Origin of the sequence: Aurantimonas sp. A2-1-M11 (assembly GCF_036549475.1) — a bacterium.
Lineage (GTDB): Bacteria > Pseudomonadota > Alphaproteobacteria > Rhizobiales > Rhizobiaceae > Aurantimonas.
Genome location: NZ_JAZHLI010000008.1, coordinates 1 through 20662, shown reverse-complemented (window position 1 = coordinate 20662; position 20662 = coordinate 1). Strand labels below are relative to the sequence as shown.

The following is a 20662-nucleotide window of genomic DNA, read 5'->3' as shown; positions in this document are numbered from 1 at the left end:
TCGATCCGCATCGCTATTCGGAGATATCATCCATGAAGATTGCAACCCGGCTGCTGGCCGCGACCGCGCTGACCATCGCGCTCGGCTCGGCCGCTTCGGCCAAGACGCTCGTCTATTGTTCGGAAGGCTCGCCCGAGGGCTTCGACCCGGCGCTCTATACCGCCGGCACGACCTTCGATGCGTCCGGCCACCCGATCTACAATCGCCTGACCGAGTTCAAGAAGGGCACCACCGAGGCCGAACCGGGCCTCGCCGAAAGCTGGGAAATCTCGGAAGACGGCCTGCAGTACACGTTCAAGCTGCGGCCGGGTGTGAAGTGGCATTCCAACGAGACCTTCACGCCGACGCGCGACATGAACGCCGACGACGTGATCTTCTCCTTCGAGCGCCAGGGTAACAGCGAGAACCCGTATCACCAGTATGTCGCCGGCGCGTCCTGGGAGTACTACAACTCCATGTCGATGCCGGAACTCGTCGAGTCGATCGAGAAGGTCGACGACCTGACGGTCCGCTTCACGCTGACCCGTCCGGAAGCGCCGTTCATCGCCAATCTGGCGATGCCGTTTGCCTCGATTCTGTCCAAGGAATATGCCGACCAGCTCGCGGAGAACAACCAGCAGGCGCAGCTGAACCAGGCCCCGATCGGCACCGGACCGTTCGAGTTCGTCGCCTATCAGGCCGATGCCGTGATCCGCTACGAATCCTTCGACGACTACTGGGACGGCGTGCAGCCGATCGACGATCTGGTCTTCGCCATCACCACGGATGCTTCAGTTCGCCAGCAGCGCCTGCTTGCCGGCGAGTGTCACATCATGGCCTACCCGAATCCTGCTGATCTCGAGAGCCTGCGGAACAACCCTGACCTGACCGTGCTGGATCAGGAAGGCCTGAATGTCGGCTACTTCGCCTACAACACCCAGCAGGAGCCGTTCGATCGGCCGGAAGTGCGCCGAGCGCTCAACATGGCGATCAACAAGGAGGCGATCATCGACGCGGTCTACCAGGGTGCCGGTGAAGTCGCCAAGGCACCGATCCCGCCGACGATGTGGTCCTACAACGACGCGCTGGAGGATGACGCATACGATCCCGAGGCAGCCAAGGCCGCACTCGAGGAGGCCGGTGTCACCGACCTGTCGATGAAGATCTGGGCGATGCCGGTGCAGCGGCCATACAACCCGAACGCCCGGCGCATGGCCGAATTGATGCAGGCGGATTTCGGCGCAATCGGCGTCGATGTCGAGATTGTCTCCTATGAGTGGGGCGAGTATCTGGAGCGTTCGTCGCAGACCAACCGCGATGGCGCCGTGCTGCTCGGCTGGACCGGCGACAATGGCGATCCGGACAACTTCCTCGCCGTGCTGCTCGGTTGCGACGCCGTCGGCGGCGCCAACCGTGCGCAGTGGTGCAACGAGGAATTCGACGCCCTCGTGAAGGAAGCCAAGTCCAAGCCGACGCAGGAAGAGCGCGCCGAGCTCTACGAGCAGGCGCAGGTCGTCTTCAAGCGCGAGGCTCCCTGGGCCACGATCGCCCATTCGGTGGTCTACGTGCCGATGCGCTCCAACGTGACGGGCTTCGTCCAGAGCCCGCTCGGCGACATGACCTTTGACGGCGTCGACATCACCGAGTAACGCATTCCAACGGTTAGCCAGAGGAGGGGCGGCGTCAGCCGCCCCTCCTTCGTTTGGGGGGCCTGCGCCGCGCGTCGGCTGCGCCTGGCGGCATGTCGCAGCCCGCAAAAACATGTAGAACGGTTCCATGTTACGTTTCTTCGTCGGCCGTATCGCCATCCTGGTGCCAACCTTCATTGGCGTCGCCCTGGTGGCGTTCTTCTTCATCCGCCTGCTGCCCGGCGATCCGGTGCAGATGATGGCCGGCGAGCGCGGTCTTTCGCCGGAACGTCACGCCGAGCTGTCGGCGATGCTCGGCTACGATCGGCCGCTCCCGATCCAGTTCTGGAATTTCCTCACCGGACTGTTCCAGGGGGATTTCGGCCAGTCGATCACGACGCGGCGTCCGGTGCTCGACGAGTTCCTGACGCTGTTCCCCGCGACGCTCGAGCTCGCCTTCTGCGCCATGGTGCTGGCGATCGTGCTCGGCATTCCCGCCGGCGTGTTCGCAGCGGTCAAGCGCGGCTCCTGGTTCGACCAGTCGATCATGGGCGCGGCTCTCGTCGGCTATTCGATGCCGATCTTCTGGTGGGGGCTCCTGCTGATCATCTTCTTCTCCGGCGTCCTGCAGTGGACCCCGGTCTCGGGCCGCATTTCGCTGCTGTATTATTTCCCGTCCACGACCGGCTTCATGCTGATCGACTCCCTGCGTTCCGGCCAGGCCGGTGCCTTCACCTCGGCACTGTCGCATCTGATCCTGCCGTCGGTGGTGCTGGCGACCATCCCGCTCGCCGTCATCGCCCGGCAGACCCGTTCGGCCATGTTGGAAGTGCTGGGCGAGGACTATGTGCGGACCGCACGCGCCAAGGGCCTCGGGCAGCGCCGCGTCGTCGGCGTCCATGCGCTGCGCAACGCGCTGATCCCGGTGGTCACGACAATCGGCCTGCAGGTCGGCGTCCTGCTCGCCGGCGCGATCCTGACCGAGACGATCTTCTCATGGCCGGGCATCGGCAAGTGGATGGTCGACAGCGTCTTCCGCCGCGACTACCCGGTGGTGCAGGGCGGGCTCCTGCTGATCGCCATGATCATCATGTTCGTCAATCTCATCGTGGATCTTCTCTACGGCGTGATCAATCCCCGCGTCAGGGCGCAATAGGAGGCCTTGATGAGCCATATCGAAGCGCAGGAAGCTGCCGAAGGCATCGGCGCCGACATTCCCGACCGCGAGCCGCCGAAGAACGTGCGGCGCGAGATGCTGAAGGAATTCTGGTTCTACTTCTCCGAGAACAAGGGCGCCGTCGGCGGTCTCGTGGTGTTCACGCTGGTGGTCCTCGCGGCGATCTTCGCGCCGCTGATCGCGCCGCATTCGCCGATCCTGACCAACACCAATGCGCTGCTGGTGCCGCCGGCGTTCCAGGATGGCGGGCAGATGACCTTTCTGCTGGGCACCGACCCGGTCGGCCGCGACATCCTCTCGCGGCTGATCTACGGGGCGCGCTACTCGCTGTTCATCGGCGTCGTCGTGGTGGTCATCGCGGTCTCGACCGGCATCTCGCTCGGCCTCATTGCCGGCTATGTCGGCGGCTGGGTCGATACGGTGATCATGCGGGTGATGGACATCATCCTCGCCTTTCCGTCGCTGCTTCTGGCGCTGGTTCTCGTGGCGGTGCTCGGACCCGGCCTGTTCAACGCAATGATCGCCATCGCCCTGGTGCTGCAACCGCATTTCGTCCGGCTCACCCGCGCCTCGGTGATGGCCGAGAAGCAGCGAGAATACGTCACGGCCGCCCGAGTCGTCGGGGCCGGCCCGCTGCGGCTGATGGTCGTGACGATCCTGCCCAACTGTCTCGGGCCGCTGATCGTCCAGGCGACGCTGTCCTTCTCCAACGCCATCCTCGACGCCGCCGCGCTCGGCTTCCTCGGCATGGGTGCCCAGCCACCGACGCCGGAATGGGGCACCATGCTGGCCGAGGCGCGCGAATTCATCCTGCGCGCCTGGTGGGTGGTGACCTTCCCGGGCCTGGCCATCCTGATCACGGTGCTGGCGATCAACCTCGTCGGCGACGGGCTGCGCGACGCGCTCGACCCGAAGATGAAACGAAGCTGACCTCATGCCCCTTCTTTCGATCCGCAATCTCTCCGTGACGTTCGCCACGGCATCCGGCCCGTTCAAGGCCGTCGACGGCATCGATCTCACCATCGATCCCGGCGAAGTCGTCGGCATCGTCGGCGAGTCGGGTTCCGGCAAGTCGGTGGCGATGCTCGGCCTCATGGGACTCCTCCCGCCGAGCGCCACCGTCACTGCCGACGAGATGAGTTTCGAAGGCCACGACATGCAGCGGATGGCCGGTCGCGATCGCCGCAAGATCATCGGACGAGACATCGCGATGATCTTCCAGGAACCGATGGCGAGCCTCAACCCGTGCTTCAACGTCGGCTTCCAGATCAAGGAGGCGCTGAAGGCGCATACCGATCTCGACCGCAAGGCGCGCCAGCACCGGGCCATCGAACTGCTCCAGCAGGTGGGCATGCCGGAGCCGGAGCGCCGGCTCACGGCCTTTCCACATCAGCTCTCCGGCGGCATGAGCCAGCGCGTGATGATCGCCATGGCGACCGCCTGCAATCCCAAGCTGCTAATCGCCGACGAGCCGACGACGGCGCTCGACGTGACCATCCAGGCGCAGATCCTCGATCTCCTGCTCGACCTGCAGAAATCCCATGGCATGGCGATGATCCTGATCACCCACGACATGGGCGTCATCGCCGAGACGGCCGAGCGAGTCGTCGTGCAATATGCCGGCCAGCAGGTCGAGCGCCAGAAGGTGGCGAGCCTGTTCGAGACGCCGCACCATCCCTATACGGCGGCCCTCCTTGCCGCGATCCCCGAACGCTCGACCGGCGACCGCCTGCCGACGATTCCGGGCGTCGTGCCGGGGCAGGGCGACCGGCCGAATGGATGTCTGTTCAACCCGCGCTGCCCGAAGGCCGACGATCGCTGCCGCACCATCGTGCCGCCACGCCAGCCGACGGCGCTCGGCGAAGCCTTGTGCCACTACCCGATGAACGCGCCGCTCGAAGCGTCCCAGGCGCAGGGAGCTGCCCGATGAACGCCATCGTCACGGCCAAGGACGTCAGCCAGGTCTACGAGGTCCGGCGCGGCATGTTCGCCAAGCAACTGGAGCTCAAGGCCGTCAAGGAAGCGAGCTTCTCGGTCGAGGAAGGTGAGACGCTGGCGATCGTCGGCGAATCGGGCTGCGGCAAGTCGACCCTTGCCCGCCTGCTGACGATGATCGAGACGCCGTCGTCGGGTGAACTCGACATCGACGGCGTCCGGATCACCGGCAAGGACAAGGGCGACGCCAAGCGGCTGCGCTCGACGGTGCAGATCGTCTTCCAGAACCCCTATGGCGCGCTGAACCCGCGCCAGAAGGTCGGCACGATCATCGAGGAGCCGCTGAAGATCAACACCAGTCTGTCGCGCGCCGAGCGCCGTGCGAAGGCCGAGGCGGCCCTGGCCGAAGTCGGGCTGCGGCCCGAGCATTACGGCCGCTATCCGCATATGTTCTCCGGCGGCCAGCGCCAGCGCATCGCCATCGCCCGCGCGATCATCCTCGAGCCGAAGATCCTCGTCCTCGACGAGCCGGTCTCGGCGCTGGACGTGTCGATTCAGGCGCAGATCCTGAACCTTCTTGCCGACCTGCAGGACCGGCTCGGCCTGACCTACGTGTTCATCAGCCACGACCTCTCGGTGGTCCGGCATGTCGCCGACCGGGTAATGGTAATGTATCTCGGCCGGCCGGTGGAGATCGCCCCGGTCGACGCGCTCTACGCCAACCCTTTGCACCCCTACACGCGGGCGCTGCTGTCGGCGACGCCGGCGACCGACCCCACGAAGAAGGTCGAGCGCATCCGCCTGACCGGCGAGTTGCCGTCGCCCTTCAACCCGCCACCTGGCTGCTCGTTCAACCCGCGCTGCCCCTTCGCCAATGATCGTTGCCGCTCGGAATTGCCGGTGCTCAAGCGGCACGGTGCGACCGAAGTCGCCTGTTTCGCGGTCGACGAAGGACGGCTACCACCGGCGCGGGCCGAGACGCTGATCCAGGCCTGAGCCAGCGGGACCGGCCGAGCCCGGGCGTTATGACCGGGCGCGGTGAGCCGTGCCGGAGGGCCTGAGCAGCTCGGCAGCGAGAAAAAGCAGGATCGTGAGCAGCGCGGCGCCCATATCGTCGCCCATCCCCGAGGGCGCCAGGAAGCGTCTCCAGCCAGTCCAGCGGCCAGATCTTCCAGCGATCGATGGCGAGATAGATCGGCGCGGCCAACAGAAGACGCTGCCATCGGGCGGCGCCGAGTATCAAGGCTACGACAAGGAAGCCGGCGACCTCGTCGACGACGATGCGTCGGTCATCGCCGGTACCGGTCGCGCCGTCCCACAGGATGACGCCCATGGTACCGGCGCCGGTCACCGCCGCCAGGACCACGGCCAACCATCTGCGGCGCCGCAACAGCAAGGCTGCGAACACCGCCGTCGCGATGGCCAGCCCTGCCCGGAGCGGATTGACGAGACCGGCGCCGAACCATGTCGACAGCCACAGTGACGGGCTGGACCACGCCAGACCGTCCGGGATTTCCAGCAGTCTGAGAGTCTCATCCAACGCCGGTCAGAAGATCAGCATCAGCAGGCCGACGACCACGAGAAGCCCGATGAGAAAGATGATGCCAACGGCGCTGGCGAAGAATTTGAGCATGACGGATCCTTGCAGATAGGGGCACTCGCGGCCGGAGATCGGTCCGCATTGTAACGAGAAACCAACGTCCAACCTGCCAGCCGTTCAGGTGAGGCAAACAGGCAAAGGTGCGCGATCGATGCAGGGTAGAGGGCGTTACTGGTTAACCTGATGGCGCTCCAGTGCGTCGACGATCTCCTGCGGGCTGATCTGGCCGAGGATTTCGCCCTTTCGCGCGACCACCACCGTACCCTTGCCGCCGCTGACCGCGGCCATCACCTTCTTCAGCGGCGTCTCCGGCTCGGCCATCTGCGCCACATTGGCCGGGCTTGCCTCGTCCGTGCGGTCATAGGGCTTCATCACGTCCGCTGCAGTCAGAACGTTTAGCGGATTCATGTGCGCCACGAAGTCGGCGACATAGTCGTCGGCCGGACGCAGGACGATGTCCTGGGCGGTGCCGACCTGCACGATGCGCCCGCCCTCCATGATCGCGATGCGGTTGCCGATCTTGAAGGCTTCGTCGAGATCGTGGCTGACGAAGATGATGGTCTTCTTGAGCCGCTGCTGGATCTCCAGGAGTTCGTCCTGCAGCCGTGAGCGGATCAGGGGATCGAGAGCCGAGAATGGCTCGTCCATCAGAAGGATCGGCGCATTGGTGGCAAAGGCCCGCGCCAGGCCGACGCGCTGCTGCATGCCCCCCGACAATTCGCCGACGCGGCTGTCGACCCAGTCGCCGAGGCCGACGAGTTCGAGCTGCTCGACGACCCGTTCGCGCCGTTGACGGCGCGGGATGCCGGAAAACTCGAGGCCCAGGCCGACATTGTCGGCGACGGTGCGCCAGGGCAGCAGCGCGAATTGCTGGAACACCATCGCGACTTCATGCCGGCGCAGGTCCCGCAGCCGCTTGGCGCCGCAATCCTTCGGATCGACGATGCCCTTGCCGGTATCGATCAGCACCTTGCCGCGGGTGATCGGTGCCAGCCCGTTGACGGCGCGCAGGAGCGTCGACTTGCCGGACCCGGACAGGCCCATCAGCACGGCGATCTCGCCCTCGTTGATGTCGAGGGAGGCATCGGCGACGCCCAGGGTCACGCCGGTTTCGTCGCGGATCTCGGCGCGGCTCTTGCCGGCGTCGGCCAGTGGCAGCGCCTGTTCGGGGTTCCGGCCGAAGACGATCGAGACATTCTGGAAGGATACGATCGGGCTCATGAACGTCCCTGTTCGTCGATGCGGAAGAACCGGTCGAGGATGATGGCCAGGAGCACGATCGCCAGCCCGGCCTCGAAGCCCTGGCCGATATTGATCGTGTTCAGGGCGCGCAGCACGGGGACGCCGAGACCCGGCGCGCCGACGAGGGCCGCGATCACCACCATCGACAGGGACAGCATGATGGTCTGGGTCAGACCGGCCATGATCTGCGGCAGGGCATAGGGGATCTCGATGGTCATCAGCCGCTGCATCGGCGTTGCACCGAAGGCGTCGCCGGCCTCGAGCAACTGGCGCGGCGTCGAGGCGATGCCCAGGCGCGTCAGCCGGATCGGCGAGGGCAGGGCGAAGATCACCGTCGCCACGAGGCCCGGCACCAGCCCGAGGCCGAACAGGATCAGCGCCGGGATCAGATAGACGAAGGTCGGAATCGTCTGCATCAGGTCGAGAATCGGCCGAAGGATCGCATAGAGCCATTCGCGCCGGGCGGCGGCCACGCCCACCGGCACGCCGATGATCATGCACACGGCGGTTGAGGCGAGAACCAGCGCCAGGGTCTCCGTCGTGTCCTCCCAGAAGCCGAGATTGATGATCAGCAGGAGGCCGGCCACCGTGAAGATGACGATGGGGATCGAGCGCCGTGCGGCATAGGCGATGGCGGCGAAGACCGCGACGACCACCAGCGGGTGCGGCCATTGCAGGATGAAGAGGATGGCGTCGATGAAGGCGCCCAGCCCGTCGCGGATCGCGTCGAAGAGAAAGGTGAAATTGGCCGTCAGCCAATCGACGAAGGCTTCGGCGTAGTCGCCGATCGGGAGCGGGTGATCTACAAGCCACTGCACGGGCGAAAGGGTCCTTCCAGGATCGCGTCACGGCTGGCGGACGCCATGACGACGGAGGTCGTCGCGCCTGCTGGCCGTCCGGCGAGGCTGCGCCGACAGGGGCAATTCGATCAAACGGCAGGCCGGGCCGCGAACGACCCGGCGTCCTCATGTCGGGGTCGGGCCGGCGCTGCCGACCCTTCAGAGCTTACGACAGGCCGAGATAGGTCTTGACCGCCGGCAGGCCAGCCTCGCCGTCCCTGGTCGACACGCCCTCCAGCCATGTGGTGATCTGGTCGGGATTGGCCTTCAGCCATTCCTGCGCCGCAACCTCCGGCTTCTTGCCGTCGTCGAGGATCGCGCTCATCACGGCGTTCTCCATCTCCAGCGAGAAGGTGAGGTCGGAGAGCAGCGCACCGACATTCGGGCACTCTTCCAGAAAGCCCTTGCGGACCGTCGTGTGGACCGTCGCGCCGCCGAAGTCGGGACCGAAGAAATCGTCGCCGCCGGCGAGATACTCGAGGTCGAAGTTCTTGTTCATCGGATGCGGAGCCCAGCCGAGGAAGACGATCGGGTCTTCCGAGCGCTCCGCACGGGCCACCTGGCTGAGCATGCCCTGCTCGGAGGATTCCACGATGTCGAAATCGCCGAGACCGAAGGCGTCCTTCTCGATCATGTCGAGGATCAGGCGGTTGCCGTCATTGCCGGGCTCGATGCCGTAGATCTTGCTGTCGAGCTGGTCGGAGAACTTGGCGATGTCCGAGAAGCTCTGCAGCCCCTCGTCATACAGGTACTGGGGCACCGCCAGCGTGTATTTCGCGCCGGTCAGATTGGTCTTGACGTCCTCGACCGAGCCGTCCTCCAGATAAGGCGCAATGTCGGCCTGCATGGAGGGCATCCAGTTGCCGAGGAAGACGTCGATGTCCTGGTTCTTCATCGAGGCGAAGGTCACCGGCACCGACAGGACCTTGGTGTTGGTCTCGTAGCCAAGGCCCTTGAGGAGTTCCGTCGTCACGGCGGTCGTCGCCGTGATGTCCGTCCAGCCGACGTCGGAAAAGCGGACGGTGGAGCAGGCTTCGTTCTCCTGGGCGAGCGCGGGTACGGCGAACAGCGCCGTTCCGAGCATGGCACCGGCGAGCATTCTTGAAAACTGCATCGAATATCTCCTGATCGGCAGACCGGCGGAGCGCTCGCGCGTCCCGCGGCTGCATGAAAATGGGGCGATGGCCTTGTTATTGCTGTGGGAGCCGGTGAACGCAACAGTTCGCGAGATTTATCGTCGCCAGGCGGCACGTTATCGCGGCCATTGCAAGACCCGCCGTCGCCGGCCTTCTGTCTCAGTGTGCTGACACGTGCCCCGTTAACGGCATGGCATCTGCTGCAATGGCGGGCATGTCGTCCCGCTGCATCAATTGTGCGATTTTGGTACAATTTGTAGCAAACTGGTGACAGCATCTTTTGGCGGCATCGCCTAGAGTGAGGTTGCTGCGGTGTTGGCCGAACGGGGAGCCCGGCTTCTTCCTCCCGGTTGGCGGGCTTGTTCGACACCATATCCGCGCTGACGGTCCGATTGCGGTGTTCTCCTCCCGACGCCGTGCATCGCGATCCAGGAATGAAGAGCCCGGTACGCGCCTGCGTCCGGGCTCTTTCCGTTGCAGCTTGGGCGCACGTTGCGTTCGACGATGCCGCCCCGCCTCGGCAGGACTGCCAAGCGCAGCTTATCGTGGGATAGATATTCCTGAGCGCTCCGGGCATTGGCATTGCAGCGCCCGGCTGCCTATGGTCGCCTGCTAGGCAGACGATACAGGGAGAGCCGGGTTGGCCGAGATCACATCCGACATCGCCATCGCGCGCGCCGCGGACAAGAAGCCGATCCGCGAGATCGCCGCCACGCTCGGCATCGCGGAAGAGGACATCGTTCCTTATGGCCACGACAAGGCGAAGATCTCCGCACCCTTCATCAAGTCGCTGGGGGGGCGCCCGGACGGCAAGCTCATCCTCGTCACCGCGATCAACCCGACCCCGGCGGGGGAGGGCAAGACCACCACCACGGTCGGACTCGGCGACGGCCTCAACCGCATCGGCAAGCGCGCCGCAGTTTGCATCCGCGAGGCCTCGCTCGGACCGAATTTCGGCATGAAGGGCGGCGCGGCCGGCGGCGGCCATGCGCAGATCGTGCCGATGGAGGACATGAACCTCCATTTCACCGGCGATTTCCATGCCATCACCACGGCGCACAACCTCCTCGCCGCCTTGATCGACAACCACGTCTACTGGGGCAATGCGCTCGATATCGACACGCGCCGCATCACCTGGCGCCGGGTATTGGACATGAACGACCGGGCGCTGCGCGGCATCGTCGCTTCGCTTGGCGGCGTCGCCAATGGCTATCCGCGCGAGAGCGGCTTCGATATCACCGTCGCATCCGAGGTGATGGCGATCCTCTGCCTCGCCACCGACCTCGCCGATCTCGAGAAGCGCCTGGGCGCCATCGTCGTCGCCTATCGCCGCGACAAGACGCCGGTCTTCGCCCGCGACCTCAAGGCCGATGGCGCCATGGCGGTGCTGCTGAAGGAAGCGATGCAGCCCAATCTTGTCCAGACCCTCGAGAACAACCCGGCCTTCGTGCATGGCGGCCCGTTCGCCAACATCGCCCATGGCTGCAACTCGGTCGTCGCCACCACCACGGCGCTGAAGCTGGCCGACTACGTCGTCACCGAGGCCGGCTTCGGCGCCGATCTCGGGGCGGAGAAGTTCTTCGACATCAAGTGCCGCAAGGCCGGCCTGAAGCCGGCTGCCACCGTCATCGTCGCCACCGTCAAGGCGCTGAAGATGAATGGCGGCGTCGCCAAGGAAGATCTCGGCACCGAGAATGTCGAAGCGGTGAAGGCGGGCAGCGCCAATCTGGGGCGGCACATCGAGAACATCCGCCAGTTCGGCGTGCCCGCGACGGTGGCGATCAACCATTTCGTCACGGACACCGACGCCGAGATCGCGGCGATCAAGGAATACGTCGCCGGCATGGGCGAGGAGGCGATCGTCTGCCGCCATTGGGCCCATGGCTCGGCCGGCATCGAGGAACTGGCGCACAAGGTGGTGGCCCTCGCCGACAGCGGCGTCTCGCAGTTTGCCCCGCTCTACCCGGATGCGATGGGCCTGTTCGAGAAGATCGAGACCGTGGTCAAGCGCATCTATCGCGGCGTGGAGGCGACGGCCGACAAGAGCGTGCACGACCAGCTGGCCGCCTGGGAGGAGGCCGGCTACGGCAAGCTCCCGGTCTGCATGGCCAAGACGCAGTATTCCTTCTCCACTGATCCGACCCGTCGCGGTGCGCCGGATGGCCACACCGTGCATGTCCGGGAAGTGCGCCTGTCCGCCGGTGCCGGCTTCGTCGTGGCCATCTGCGGGGAGATCATGACCATGCCCGGCCTGCCCTCGAAACCGGCGGCGGAAACCATCCGACTCAACGAGGCGGGGGAGATCGAGGGGCTGTTTTAAGGGGCTCGCGTCCGAAATGATGGATCGCGATCGGCAAGCCGGCGTTCCGCACTAAGCCTGTTGCTGCTCGAATGACCGATCAGCTGAGGGCCGACGCGACCGTTCCTGCTAATTCTCTCCGATCGGGTTCTGATCCATCATGCCAAGCTATTGCCGGTTCCTCGCCGGTCTCATCGTTGTTGCCTCCTTCTGCCTGCCCGGTTCGAGCGCGACCGCGCAGGCGGTCGGGGTGGTCGAGATGGCGCCGTATGCGATGCAGGACGAGGACGGGAACTGGAGCGGCCCGGCGGTCGATCTGTTTCGCGAAGCGACAGACGCGGCGGGTGTCGGGTATGAACTGGTCGAGGCCGGCAGCCAGCCAGCGCTGCAACCGTCGCAGACCATCTTTCCGGTTTATGCCGAGCCGCTGGCCGCCGTCGGGATGGTGCGCAGCCTGCCGTTCCATGTGGACGCGATCGGACTGATCGGCGCGCCCGGCGCGTCGAGTACCTCGGGCTTCATCGAGGGACTCGCCGGCCTCTTCAACATCGGCTTCCTCAAGGTCGTCGGCATGATCAGCGCCTGTTGCTGGTCGTGGGAACGATCTTCTGGCTGGTCGAGCGCACCGACGACGGCGGCCTCGCCTCGCGCGAATCCCACATCAGAGGCATCGGCGACGGTTTCTGGTGGGCCGGTGTGACGGCGACGACGATCGGTTACGGTGATCTCGTGCCGAAGACGCTGGGCGGGCGTGTCGTGGCGATGATCTGGATGCTGTTTTCCATGGCGCTGACCGCGATCCTGACCGCCTATCTCGTGTCGCTCACCGGCCAGAAGGGCGGCGGACCCAGTCTCGATGATGCCATATCGCAGCAGCATGTGGGTTTCGTCGCGGACGGTGCGGTGCCCGCGAGCGATCTGGAAGAGGCACGGCAGCTGACGAGCTTCGCCAGTCTCGATAGCGCGCTGGAAGCCCTCGACGCGGACGAGATCGACCGGATCGCCCATCCTTATCAGCCGGCCAAGAGCGCGGCGGATGGTAAGAGCGTCCAGCGCTTCGAGGGCACTGTCGCCATGCTGCTGTTTCAGATCGGCGGGTCGGACCGGCTGCGCGCCGAGATCGACCACATCATCCTGTCGCCCCGATGGCAGCAGCGGCTGGAGGACCAGTTCTCCTCGCGCTGAGGTTTCCGTCCGACGCAGCCCCGCGCCGCCTTTTCACCAATACCGTGCCTTTGGTCGAGAGGCGTGCCGCCAGCCGATTGCCACGTCTCGTCTCGCATCGGGGCGACGACCGCTCTATCCTCTGCCGCAACGCAGCATCACGATGAGTCCTTCATGTCCGCAATCAGCCTGTCCGCCGTCACCAAACGCTTCGGCGATGCCGCCGCCGTCGATGGCGTGTCGCTGGAGATCGCGGCGGGAGAATTCGTGGCGCTGCTTGGGGCGTCGGGATGCGGCAAAACCACGCTGCTGCGGCTGATTGCCGGGTTCGACACGCTGACAAGCGGGTGGATCCGCTTCGACGGCGTGCCGATGGCCGGTGAGGGCCGGCACGTCGCCCCGGAAGACCGCAATGTCGGCATCGTCTTCCAGTCCTACGCGCTGTGGCCGCACATGAACGTTGCCGAAAATGTCGGTTATCCGCTGCGCGTGCGCGGCATCAGGGGCGCGGCGAAGGCGGACCAGGTCGCGGAGGCGCTCGCCGCCGTCGACCTGTCCGGCTTCGAGAACCGGCGACCAGCCGACCTTTCCGGCGGCCAGCGCCAGCGCGTGGCGCTGGCTCGCTGCCTTGCCATGGACCCCGCCGTGGTGCTGCTCGACGAGCCACTGGCCAATCTCGACGTCAATCTGCGCGCCTCGATGGAGGACACGTTCAAGGAATTCCACGAACGCACCAAGGCGACGATGGTCTATGTCACCCACGACCAGACCGAGGCGATGGCCATGGCCGACCGCGTCGCGGTGATGGAAGCGGGCAAGGTGCTGCAGGTCTCCGACCCGGTGGCGCTCTATGGCGAACCGGCCAGCGAGGCCGTCGCCCGCTTCGTCGGCAATGGCTCGGTGGTGCAGTGCCGCGTCGTCGGCCCGGCGGCATCCGGCAAGGCTCGTGTCGCGCTGTTCGACCACGAGGCCGACGTGCGGGCCGCTCCTGCGACGCTGGCGCCGTCTGGCGCCTCCGCCCGCTTGTGCCTGCGGCCCGAGCATCTGGGCCTGAGCGACGGCGAAGGGTTTGCCGCTCGCGTGGTCAAGTCGACGTTCAAGGGCTCGCACGCCTTGCTGGAGGTTGCCCCGGAGGCCGCACCCCGCGAGATTCTGCCGGTCTGGGCGCCGCGCCTGGTACCTGCAGGGACGAGCGTGACCATCCGGGTCCAGGATGGCTGGCTGCTGCCGGGGGTGGCCGCGAGCGTGTCAGCCGCGCGCGCCGCCTGAGCCAGCAGCCTCAGTCGGTCCAGGGCAGCACGCCGCGCGGCAGCCTGCGTGCCGCCAGCGCCGTCACGCCCATGATCGCGATGATCGCCACCACTGTTACCGCGGCCACGGCCGAGGCCAGGACCGTGGCGCCGGAATCGTCGAGATTGAAGACGACGACGCCCAGCGTCTCGTTGCCGGACGACCACAGCAGTGCCGAGACGGTGAGCTCGTTGAAGCTGGTCATGAAAGTGAGGATCGCGCCCGCTGCCGCGGCCGGCGCCAGCAACGGGAAGACCACCGTGCGCAGCCGGAACAGATAGCGCGCGCCGGTCATCCTCGCAGCTTCCTCCAGCGCCCGGTCGGTCTGCTGCACGGCGCCGATCACCGGCCGCAGCGACAACGTGAGGAAGCGCGCCAGATAGGCGAAGAAGATGATCCAGATCGTGTTGTAGAGGCTGATGCCGACCACCGGCAGGGGCACGATGAAGATCAGGATCGCGGCGATGCCGAGGACGATGCCGGGCAGGGCGTAGGGCAGTTCCGCCGTCATCGCCAGCGCGTCGAGAAGCCGGCTCTTGCGCCAGACGACGAAGGCCGCGAAGGGCACGCAGACCGTGACCAGGAACAGCGATGTCCCCGCCGCCAGCAGGAAGGAATTGCGGAAGGCGCGCACCGTGGCGTCCTGGCGGAACAGCACCTCGGCATAGTTCGACAGGGTCATCGTCTCGCCCGTCAGCGGCACGCCATAGGCAGTGACCAGCGACGTGGCGAGGAGGGCGATCAGCGGCACGACGAGGATGGCGATGATGATTGCCCAGGCGACGCCCTCGATCGGCGCGCGCCAGCGGCCGAGCGCATAACGCAGCGCCTGCGCCGGCGCGCCGACGGTCCGGTAGTCGCGCCTGCCAATGACCAGGGCCTGGACGGCGAAGCCGACGAAGGCGAGGGCGCCGACGACGATCGACAGCACCGCGACTTCCGAGATGATCGACGGGCCGAAGCTCGCCAGCCGCTGGTAGATCAGTGTCGGCAGTACGGTATAGCCAGCAGGAATGCCGAGCAGTGCGGGAATGCCGAAATTCCCCACCGCCGAGACGAAGGCGAGCGCCCCGCCGGCGACCAGTGCCGGCGTCATCATCGGCAGGACGATCGTCGCCAGCACGCGCAGGCGCCGCGCGCCGCAGGCCCGCGCCGCCTCGATCATCTCGCGCGGCAGGCCGCGCAGCCCGGCGCGCACGGCCAGGAACACCAGCGGGGCATGCTGTATGCCGAGGAGGAGGATGATGCCTTCGGGGCTATAGATCGGGTTCGGCGAGCCGAGCGGGGGCGCAAGGCCCAGCGTGATCAGCAGCGGACTTGCAGGCCCGAACAACTGGGCCCAGGAGAGCGCCGTCACCTGCGGCGGGATCATCAGCGGCAGCAGGAAGCAGAAGACCAGCGCTGCCTTGCCGCGAATGTCGGTGAGGGCGACGATCAGCGCAAAGAGCGTGCCGAGGAGAAGCGAGATCACGGTGCCGAGCGTCGCAGTCACCAGCGAATGCCAGGCCGCGATCCAGGTGGAGCGAGAACCGAGCACGTCGCGGATATTGGCCAGATCGGGCGTGCCACCGGGGGCGAAGGCTTCCACCACGAGCCGCGTGACCGGCACGGCGCTGACGAGACCGACGAAAACGACAAGAACGGCGAGAGTGATGCTCTCGCCGTTTAAACGTCTGACAATGGAAGCGATGGGCGTCAGCGGTCAGCCACCGAAGAGTTCGGCGAAGCGCTTTTTGTTCGCTTCCTCGTCGGCAAGCGCCTTGGCCGCATCGAAGGGCATCAGCTTGATCTCGTCGCGCGAGGGGAAGCCCTCGGGTGCAGCAACGCCTTCGCGGGCCGGCAGATAGCCCTGGCTCGCCGCCAGCTTCTGACCGTCCTCGCTGAGGATGAAATCGATGAAGGCCTTTGCAGCCTCGGGGTTCTGCGCGGTCTTCAGGATCGCCACCGGCTCGGTGACGGCCGAGACGCCCTCCTCGGGGAAGACGAAATTCACCGGCGACCCGTTTGCCGCTTCGCGGATCGGCAGGAAGTCGACGATGACGCCGTAGGCCTTCTCGCCGCCCGCGACGGCCTTCAGGATGCCGCCATTGCCGCCCGAAGCGGTGGTGCCGTTCTCGGCCAGCGCCGCGACATAGTCCCAGCCCAGATCCGGGTTCTGGGTCAGCGTCGCCAGATGGACCAGCGCGGCGCCCGAGGTGAGCGGGCTCGGCATGGTCGTCTGGCCTTCGGCTTCCGGCTTGACGAGGTCCTTCCAGGACGCAGGCGTCATCTCGGATCGGGTGTTGTTGACGATGCCCGTGGTGATCAGCTTCGTCGAGAAATAGGTCTTGTCCGTATCGAACAGGCCCTCGGCGAAACCGGTCGTATCGGCGTCGGCATAAGGCATCAGCCGGTCGTCGCGCTTCAGGCCTTCCATGGTCACGCTGTCGGCGATGAACAGCACGTCCGGCTGCGGATTGCCGGCGGCGAACTCGGCCTGCAGCTTCGCCATGACCTTGGTCGTGCCGTCCCGCACCCATTCCACGTCGACGTCGGGGTGTTTCGCCTCGAATGCGTCGACGGTCGCCTGCGCGTCTTCGTTCGGCTGGCTGGTATAGAGCACCAGCTTGCCCGACTGGGCGAAGGCCGTGCCGGACAGAAGCGTGGCGGCAAGCGTGGCGGCGGCGAGGCCGAAGCTGCGGATCATGGTGTTCTCCTCAAAGTGGTTCGGGAATCGCTGAAAGGTCGGCGTCCCCCATAGGGGCCGACTACAGCGACACCCGTGACAGGATGATGACCGGCTGGCAGACGATGGGCAGGGAGGTGGCTCAGATCCGCGAATCCTCGACGATCATCCGCGCGGCCTTTTCGGCAATCATGATGGTCGGCGAATTAGTGTTGCCGGACGTGATGGTCGGCATCACCGAGGCATCGGCGACCCTGAGCCCATCGACGCCGCGCACCCGCAGTCGCTCGTCGACAACTGCGCCGGCGTCGCCATCCGTCCCCATCTTCGCCGTTCCGACCGGATGGAAGATCGTCGTGCCGAGATCGCCGGCCGCCACCAGCATGTCCTCGTCCGACACGACATGCGCACCGGGCTTGTATTCCTCCGGTCGATACGGGGCCAGCGGCGCCTGCCCGACGATCCGACGGGCCCATTTCAGGCTTTCCACCGCCACCTGCCGATCCTCGTCCGTCGCCAGGTAGTTCGGTGAGATATCCGGCGTGTCCTCGACCAGCGATCCGCTCAGATGGACGCTGCCGCGGCTCGTCGGACGCAGATTGCAGACGCTGGCGGTGAAGGCGGAGAAGGAATGCAGGCCCTTGCCCCAGTCGTCCAGGGACAGCGGCTGGAAATGGAACTCCAGATCCGCCGTTGCCCGGTCCGGCGTCGACTTCACGAAGGCGCCGACCTGGCTCGGTGCCATGGTCATCGGGCCGCGGCGGCGCAGCGCGTAGTCGACGCCCATCATCGCCCGACGGAAGAGGTTCTTGTATTCGCTGTTCAGCGTCTTGATGCCGTGGACCTTGTAGATCGGCCGGATCTGCAGATGGTCCTGCAGGTTCTCGCCGACCCCCGGCAGATGGCGGACCGACGCGATGCCGTGGGTCTTCAGTCGGTCGGTGTCGCCTATGCCCGAGCGCTCCAGGATCACCGGCGAGCCGACGGCACCGGCCGACAGCACGATCTCGCCGGCCGCCAGCGCCTCGAAGGTCTGGCCATCCCGGCGATATTGCAGCGACACGGCGCGGCCGGCGCGCACGTTTACGCGATCGATCATCACGCCGGTGACGACCTTCAGATTGGGCCGGTGCAGGACGGGCTTGAGAAAGCCGCGCGCCGCACTCCAGCGTCGCCCGCCCTTCTGGTTCACCTGGAAATAGGCAGAGCCCTCATTGTCGCCCGTGTTGAAGTCGGCGATCTTGGGAACGCCAGCGGCAAGGGCGGCATCGCGGACCCGGTCGAGGATGTCCCAGCGGATGCGTGGGTGCTCGACGCGCCACTCGCCGCCGTCGCCGTGGAACTCGCTCGCGCCGTCCACATGATCCTCGATCGCCTTGAACAGCGGAAGGACGTCGTCCCAGCCCCAGCCGGCAAGCCCAAGCTGGCGCCAATGGTCGTAATCCGCAGCCTGGCCGCGCATGTAGATCATCGCGTTGATGGCCGAGGATCCGCCGAGCGTCTTGCCGCGCGGATAGGACAGCGCCCGGCCATTCAGCCCGGTCTGGGCGGAGGTCTTGAACATCCAGTCGGAACGGGGATTGCCGATGGCGAAGAGGTAGCCCACCGGGATGTGGAACCAGATCCAGTTGTCCTTGCCACCCCCCTCGAGCAGCAGCACCCGGTTGCGCGGATTGGCCGAGAGCCGGTTGGCGAGAACGCATCCAGCCGAACCGGCACCGGCGACGATATAGTCGAATTCTTCCATGACCTCGCTCTAGCCGAAACTGCCGGCTTGGGAAATGCCGGTCGCTCGCCCAAAGGGTCACAGGGGGCCGTTGGGGAAGGTGCGGCCTTGCGACGCTTGTAAAGCTTCGAGCCGCCCGCATGTCGTGTGCATTTTTTAAGCACTCGTAGAGGGTTTTGGCATTGACTGCCGGGACTGAAAACCTAGCAGCGGTTTCATGGCGAAGCTTGTCAGTCTTTTCATTTCTCGTCGCCAGCAAACGATCATCGCGATCGTCTTGGGGATCATTATCTTCCTCACGTTGATTGCTTCGGCGGGCCTGTTCGCCCTGCATCAGGCGCGGCAGGCCATGCTGGACGAGAGCCGCGTCGCGCTGGCCCCCTACGCCAAGATCCACAATAATCTGCTCTCCACATTTGCCGCACTGGAAGCGCAGGTCACCTCCGCGCCTTGCACACAGGAATTCAACGGGCAATTGCGCCGCGTCGCCTTTCTGCCGGATGGCTTCCACGAGTTCCTCTATGTCACTGACGGCAAAGCCCTTTGCTCAGCGAACATGGGCGTGTTCGAGACCCCTCTGCAACTGGGCGAGCCGGACATCCGCATTGGATCGGAGATCTCTGCCTGGATCAGCCGGGACCTGACGTTCTCGGACCTTGACGGGCTCGCGGGGAGCATCATCAGCAAAGGCTCCTTCGCCATCGTCGTGCGCGACGCCGGCACTCCGCTGGCCGTGCCGCTATGGATGGAAATTGAAACCGTCATTGCGGCAGAGGCTGGTCGCTGGTGGCATCTGGGCGGTACTTCCGGGCTGTTCGAACGCAACCGACAGTTGGCGGTCGACAGCACGCCGTGGCTGGACGGAAACCTCCGCGACATCACGTGTGGCGCAAGCGGGATGGTCTGCGTCGCCACGCAGACGTCGGTGATGGCTCTGCTCGAGGACGGTGCACCGTACGCGATTGCCGCTCTGCTGTTCGCGGGGCTCATGGCCGCCGTCCTGGCCCTGCAGGCACGCGCTCTCATCGTGCGGCGCTGGGCGTTCGATGCCAGGTTTCGCCGCTACATTTCCGAGGAGACGGTGGTCTGCGCCTACCAGCCGATCATGGAACTGGCCACCGGCCGGATCGCCGGCTGCGAGGTCCTAGCCCGCTGGCGCGATATCGACGACACGATCGTCTATCCGGACCGGTTCATCCCGCTCATTGAGCGATACGGGCTCACGCTGAAATTCACGCGGATGGTGGTGGAACGGGCCTATCGCGAACTCTCGGCTGCCATGCCGACGGACCGGCAGTTGAAGGTGACCTTCAACGTCTTTCCGCGCGATCTCGACAGCGCTGCGCTGCGCGAGATCTTCCGGCCCTTTGCGGCCGAACCCGACCGCTTCCGCATTGTCATCGACTCGTCGAAAGCGATGCCATCGTGGTGGAGCATGCCCAGCGGGAGATCGAGAGCCTCGGCGAAGCGGGCATCTTCACCTATATCGACGATTTCGGAACCGGCTATTCGAGCATCCAGAACCTCGCGGCGCTTTCGGTCGAAGGCGTCAAGCTCGATCGTGCCTTCGCCATGGCTCCGGTCGGAAGCGTGATGGCCCGGATGCTGCATCATGCCGTGGAGATGATCCATTGTTCGGGCCGGGTGATGGTGGTCGAGGGCATCGAGACAGCGGAGCGTCTTCACGAACTGTTCCAGATGCGGCCGGGCATCGACTATGTGCAGGGCTATCACATCTCGCGTCCGCTGAGCATCCAGGCCTTCGCCGACTTCATCGTGTCTCGCGATGCCATGGAAAAGCCGCTCGAACTTGCGGCATAGGGGCCTGCCCGGGCCGTCCGCCGTTGGCTGACGCGTCGTAGGCCGAACGCAGGGGAATCGGGTGAATGAGCTCAGGGTCTGACGAGGCTTGCAAGGAACTCGTCGTCCCATGCTGCGGTCATTCGCCTGAGGCGCTGTGAGTCCTTCCCGGGGTCTCTGCG

At 65.6% G+C, this 20662-nt stretch carries 18 protein-coding genes and 1 pseudogene; 11 read left to right on the top strand and 8 right to left on the bottom strand.

The window, feature by feature from the left end:
* Positions 1–32: 32 nt before the first annotated feature.
* The 5 genes from VQ042_RS05420 to VQ042_RS05400 all read left to right on the top strand — a co-directional run bounded on the left by VQ042_RS05420 (position 33) and on the right by VQ042_RS05400 (position 5715).
* Complete coding sequence (locus tag VQ042_RS05420; protein ID WP_331816375.1) at positions 33–1628, top strand: ABC transporter substrate-binding protein; 1596 nt, start codon at positions 33–35, stop codon at positions 1626–1628.
* 127 nt (positions 1629–1755) lie between these two features.
* Complete coding sequence (locus tag VQ042_RS05415; protein WP_331816373.1) at positions 1756–2763, top strand: ABC transporter permease subunit; 1008 nt, start codon at positions 1756–1758, stop codon at positions 2761–2763.
* Between the two features lie 9 nt (positions 2764–2772).
* Entirely contained in the window at positions 2773–3714 is a 942-nt protein-coding gene (locus VQ042_RS05410; protein ID WP_331816372.1) for an ABC transporter permease subunit, read from the top strand.
* A gap of 4 nt (positions 3715–3718) precedes the next feature.
* On the top strand, positions 3719–4714 hold the full coding sequence (locus VQ042_RS05405; protein WP_331816371.1) for an ABC transporter ATP-binding protein: 996 nt from the start codon (positions 3719–3721) through the stop codon (positions 4712–4714).
* A complete protein-coding gene (locus tag VQ042_RS05400) occupies positions 4711–5715 on the top strand; it encodes a dipeptide ABC transporter ATP-binding protein (RefSeq protein WP_331816369.1) in 1005 nt (334 codons plus the stop codon). Before VQ042_RS05405 ends, VQ042_RS05400 begins: the two co-directional genes overlap by 4 nt.
* Here VQ042_RS05400 and VQ042_RS25940 read toward each other — a convergent pair.
* The 5 genes from VQ042_RS25940 to VQ042_RS05375 form a co-directional block, all read right to left on the bottom strand.
* Positions 5624–6259, bottom strand: coding sequence for a phosphatidylglycerophosphatase A family protein (locus tag VQ042_RS25940; RefSeq protein WP_442880037.1), 636 nt, complete (start codon positions 6257–6259; stop codon positions 5624–5626). The genes VQ042_RS05400 and VQ042_RS25940 overlap by 92 nt on opposite strands.
* A gap of 6 nt (positions 6260–6265) precedes the next feature.
* Positions 6266–6424, bottom strand: a complete 159-nt coding sequence (locus tag VQ042_RS05390; protein WP_331816365.1) for a hypothetical protein — start codon at positions 6422–6424, stop codon at positions 6266–6268.
* Between the two features lie 63 nt (positions 6425–6487).
* Positions 6488–7540: a choline ABC transporter ATP-binding protein gene (choV, locus tag VQ042_RS05385; protein WP_331816363.1), complete on the bottom strand. Its 1053-nt coding sequence runs from the start codon at positions 7538–7540 to the stop codon at positions 6488–6490.
* Complete coding sequence (gene choW, locus VQ042_RS05380) at positions 7537–8379, bottom strand: choline ABC transporter permease subunit (RefSeq protein WP_331816361.1); 843 nt, start codon at positions 8377–8379, stop codon at positions 7537–7539. The genes choV and choW overlap by 4 nt, the downstream gene beginning before the upstream one ends.
* 187 nt (positions 8380–8566) lie before the next feature.
* Positions 8567–9514, bottom strand: coding sequence for a choline ABC transporter substrate-binding protein (locus VQ042_RS05375; RefSeq protein ID WP_331816359.1), 948 nt, complete (start codon positions 9512–9514; stop codon positions 8567–8569).
* Positions 9515–10176: 662 nt separating this feature from the next.
* Between VQ042_RS05375 and VQ042_RS05370 the strand changes: the two genes are divergently transcribed.
* From VQ042_RS05370 to VQ042_RS05355, 4 genes are all read left to right on the top strand, one after another.
* Entirely contained in the window at positions 10177–11856 is a 1680-nt protein-coding gene (locus VQ042_RS05370; RefSeq protein ID WP_331816357.1) for a formate--tetrahydrofolate ligase, read from the top strand.
* Positions 11857–12085: 229 nt separating this feature from the next.
* Positions 12086–12535: a hypothetical protein gene (locus VQ042_RS05365; protein WP_331816355.1), complete on the top strand. Its 450-nt coding sequence runs from the start codon at positions 12086–12088 to the stop codon at positions 12533–12535.
* Complete coding sequence (locus VQ042_RS05360) at positions 12430–13020, top strand: ion channel (protein ID WP_331816579.1); 591 nt, start codon at positions 12430–12432, stop codon at positions 13018–13020. The genes VQ042_RS05365 and VQ042_RS05360 overlap by 106 nt, the downstream gene beginning before the upstream one ends.
* Positions 13021–13173: 153 nt before the next feature.
* The gene (locus VQ042_RS05355) at positions 13174–14268 is read left to right on the top strand and encodes an ABC transporter ATP-binding protein (protein ID WP_331816353.1); all 1095 of its coding nucleotides are present in this window, start codon (positions 13174–13176) and stop codon (positions 14266–14268) included.
* A gap of 10 nt (positions 14269–14278) precedes the next feature.
* On the opposite strand, the gene VQ042_RS05350 is transcribed toward VQ042_RS05355, so the two are convergent.
* The 3 genes from VQ042_RS05350 to VQ042_RS05340 all read right to left on the bottom strand — a co-directional run bounded on the left by VQ042_RS05350 (position 14279) and on the right by VQ042_RS05340 (position 18701).
* The gene (locus VQ042_RS05350) at positions 14279–15979 is read right to left on the bottom strand and encodes an ABC transporter permease (protein ID WP_442880042.1); all 1701 of its coding nucleotides are present in this window, start codon (positions 15977–15979) and stop codon (positions 14279–14281) included.
* A gap of 12 nt (positions 15980–15991) precedes the next feature.
* Positions 15992–16975 (bottom strand): ABC transporter substrate-binding protein, encoded by a 984-nt coding sequence (locus VQ042_RS05345; protein ID WP_331816349.1) that lies wholly within the window; start codon positions 16973–16975, stop codon positions 15992–15994.
* Positions 16976–17096: 121 nt separating this feature from the next.
* Positions 17097–18701, bottom strand: coding sequence for a GMC family oxidoreductase (locus VQ042_RS05340; protein WP_331816347.1), 1605 nt, complete (start codon positions 18699–18701; stop codon positions 17097–17099).
* Positions 18702–18897: 196 nt separating this feature from the next.
* Here VQ042_RS05340 and VQ042_RS05335 point away from each other — a divergent pair.
* Positions 18898–20070, top strand: a pseudogene (locus VQ042_RS05335) (EAL domain-containing protein); the annotation flags it as partial.
* A gap of 35 nt (positions 20071–20105) precedes the next feature.
* Positions 20106–20501, top strand: coding sequence for an EAL domain-containing protein (locus VQ042_RS25935; protein WP_442880036.1), 396 nt, complete (start codon positions 20106–20108; stop codon positions 20499–20501).
* The last annotated feature ends 161 nt before the right edge of the window (positions 20502–20662 follow it).

What these genes read in the sequence shown, in the direction of transcription:
- choV (WP_331816363.1), bottom strand. Translation starts at nt 7,540, where the DNA reads ATGAGCCCGATCGTATCCTTCCAGAATGTCTCGATCGTCTTCGGCCGG.
- VQ042_RS05355 (WP_331816353.1), top strand. Translation starts at nt 13,174, where the DNA reads ATGTCCGCAATCAGCCTGTCCGCCGTCACCAAACGCTTCGGCGATGCC.
- VQ042_RS05420 (WP_331816375.1), top strand. Translation starts at nt 33, where the DNA reads ATGAAGATTGCAACCCGGCTGCTGGCCGCGACCGCGCTGACCATCGCG.
- VQ042_RS05340 (WP_331816347.1), bottom strand. Translation starts at nt 18,701, where the DNA reads ATGGAAGAATTCGACTATATCGTCGCCGGTGCCGGTTCGGCTGGATGC.
- VQ042_RS05415 (WP_331816373.1), top strand. Translation starts at nt 1,756, where the DNA reads ATGTTACGTTTCTTCGTCGGCCGTATCGCCATCCTGGTGCCAACCTTC.
- VQ042_RS05405 (WP_331816371.1), top strand. Translation starts at nt 3,719, where the DNA reads ATGCCCCTTCTTTCGATCCGCAATCTCTCCGTGACGTTCGCCACGGCA.
- VQ042_RS05410 (WP_331816372.1), top strand. Translation starts at nt 2,773, where the DNA reads ATGAGCCATATCGAAGCGCAGGAAGCTGCCGAAGGCATCGGCGCCGAC.
- VQ042_RS05345 (WP_331816349.1), bottom strand. Translation starts at nt 16,975, where the DNA reads ATGATCCGCAGCTTCGGCCTCGCCGCCGCCACGCTTGCCGCCACGCTT.
- VQ042_RS05375 (WP_331816359.1), bottom strand. Translation starts at nt 9,514, where the DNA reads ATGCAGTTTTCAAGAATGCTCGCCGGTGCCATGCTCGGAACGGCGCTG.
- VQ042_RS05400 (WP_331816369.1), top strand. Translation starts at nt 4,711, where the DNA reads ATGAACGCCATCGTCACGGCCAAGGACGTCAGCCAGGTCTACGAGGTC.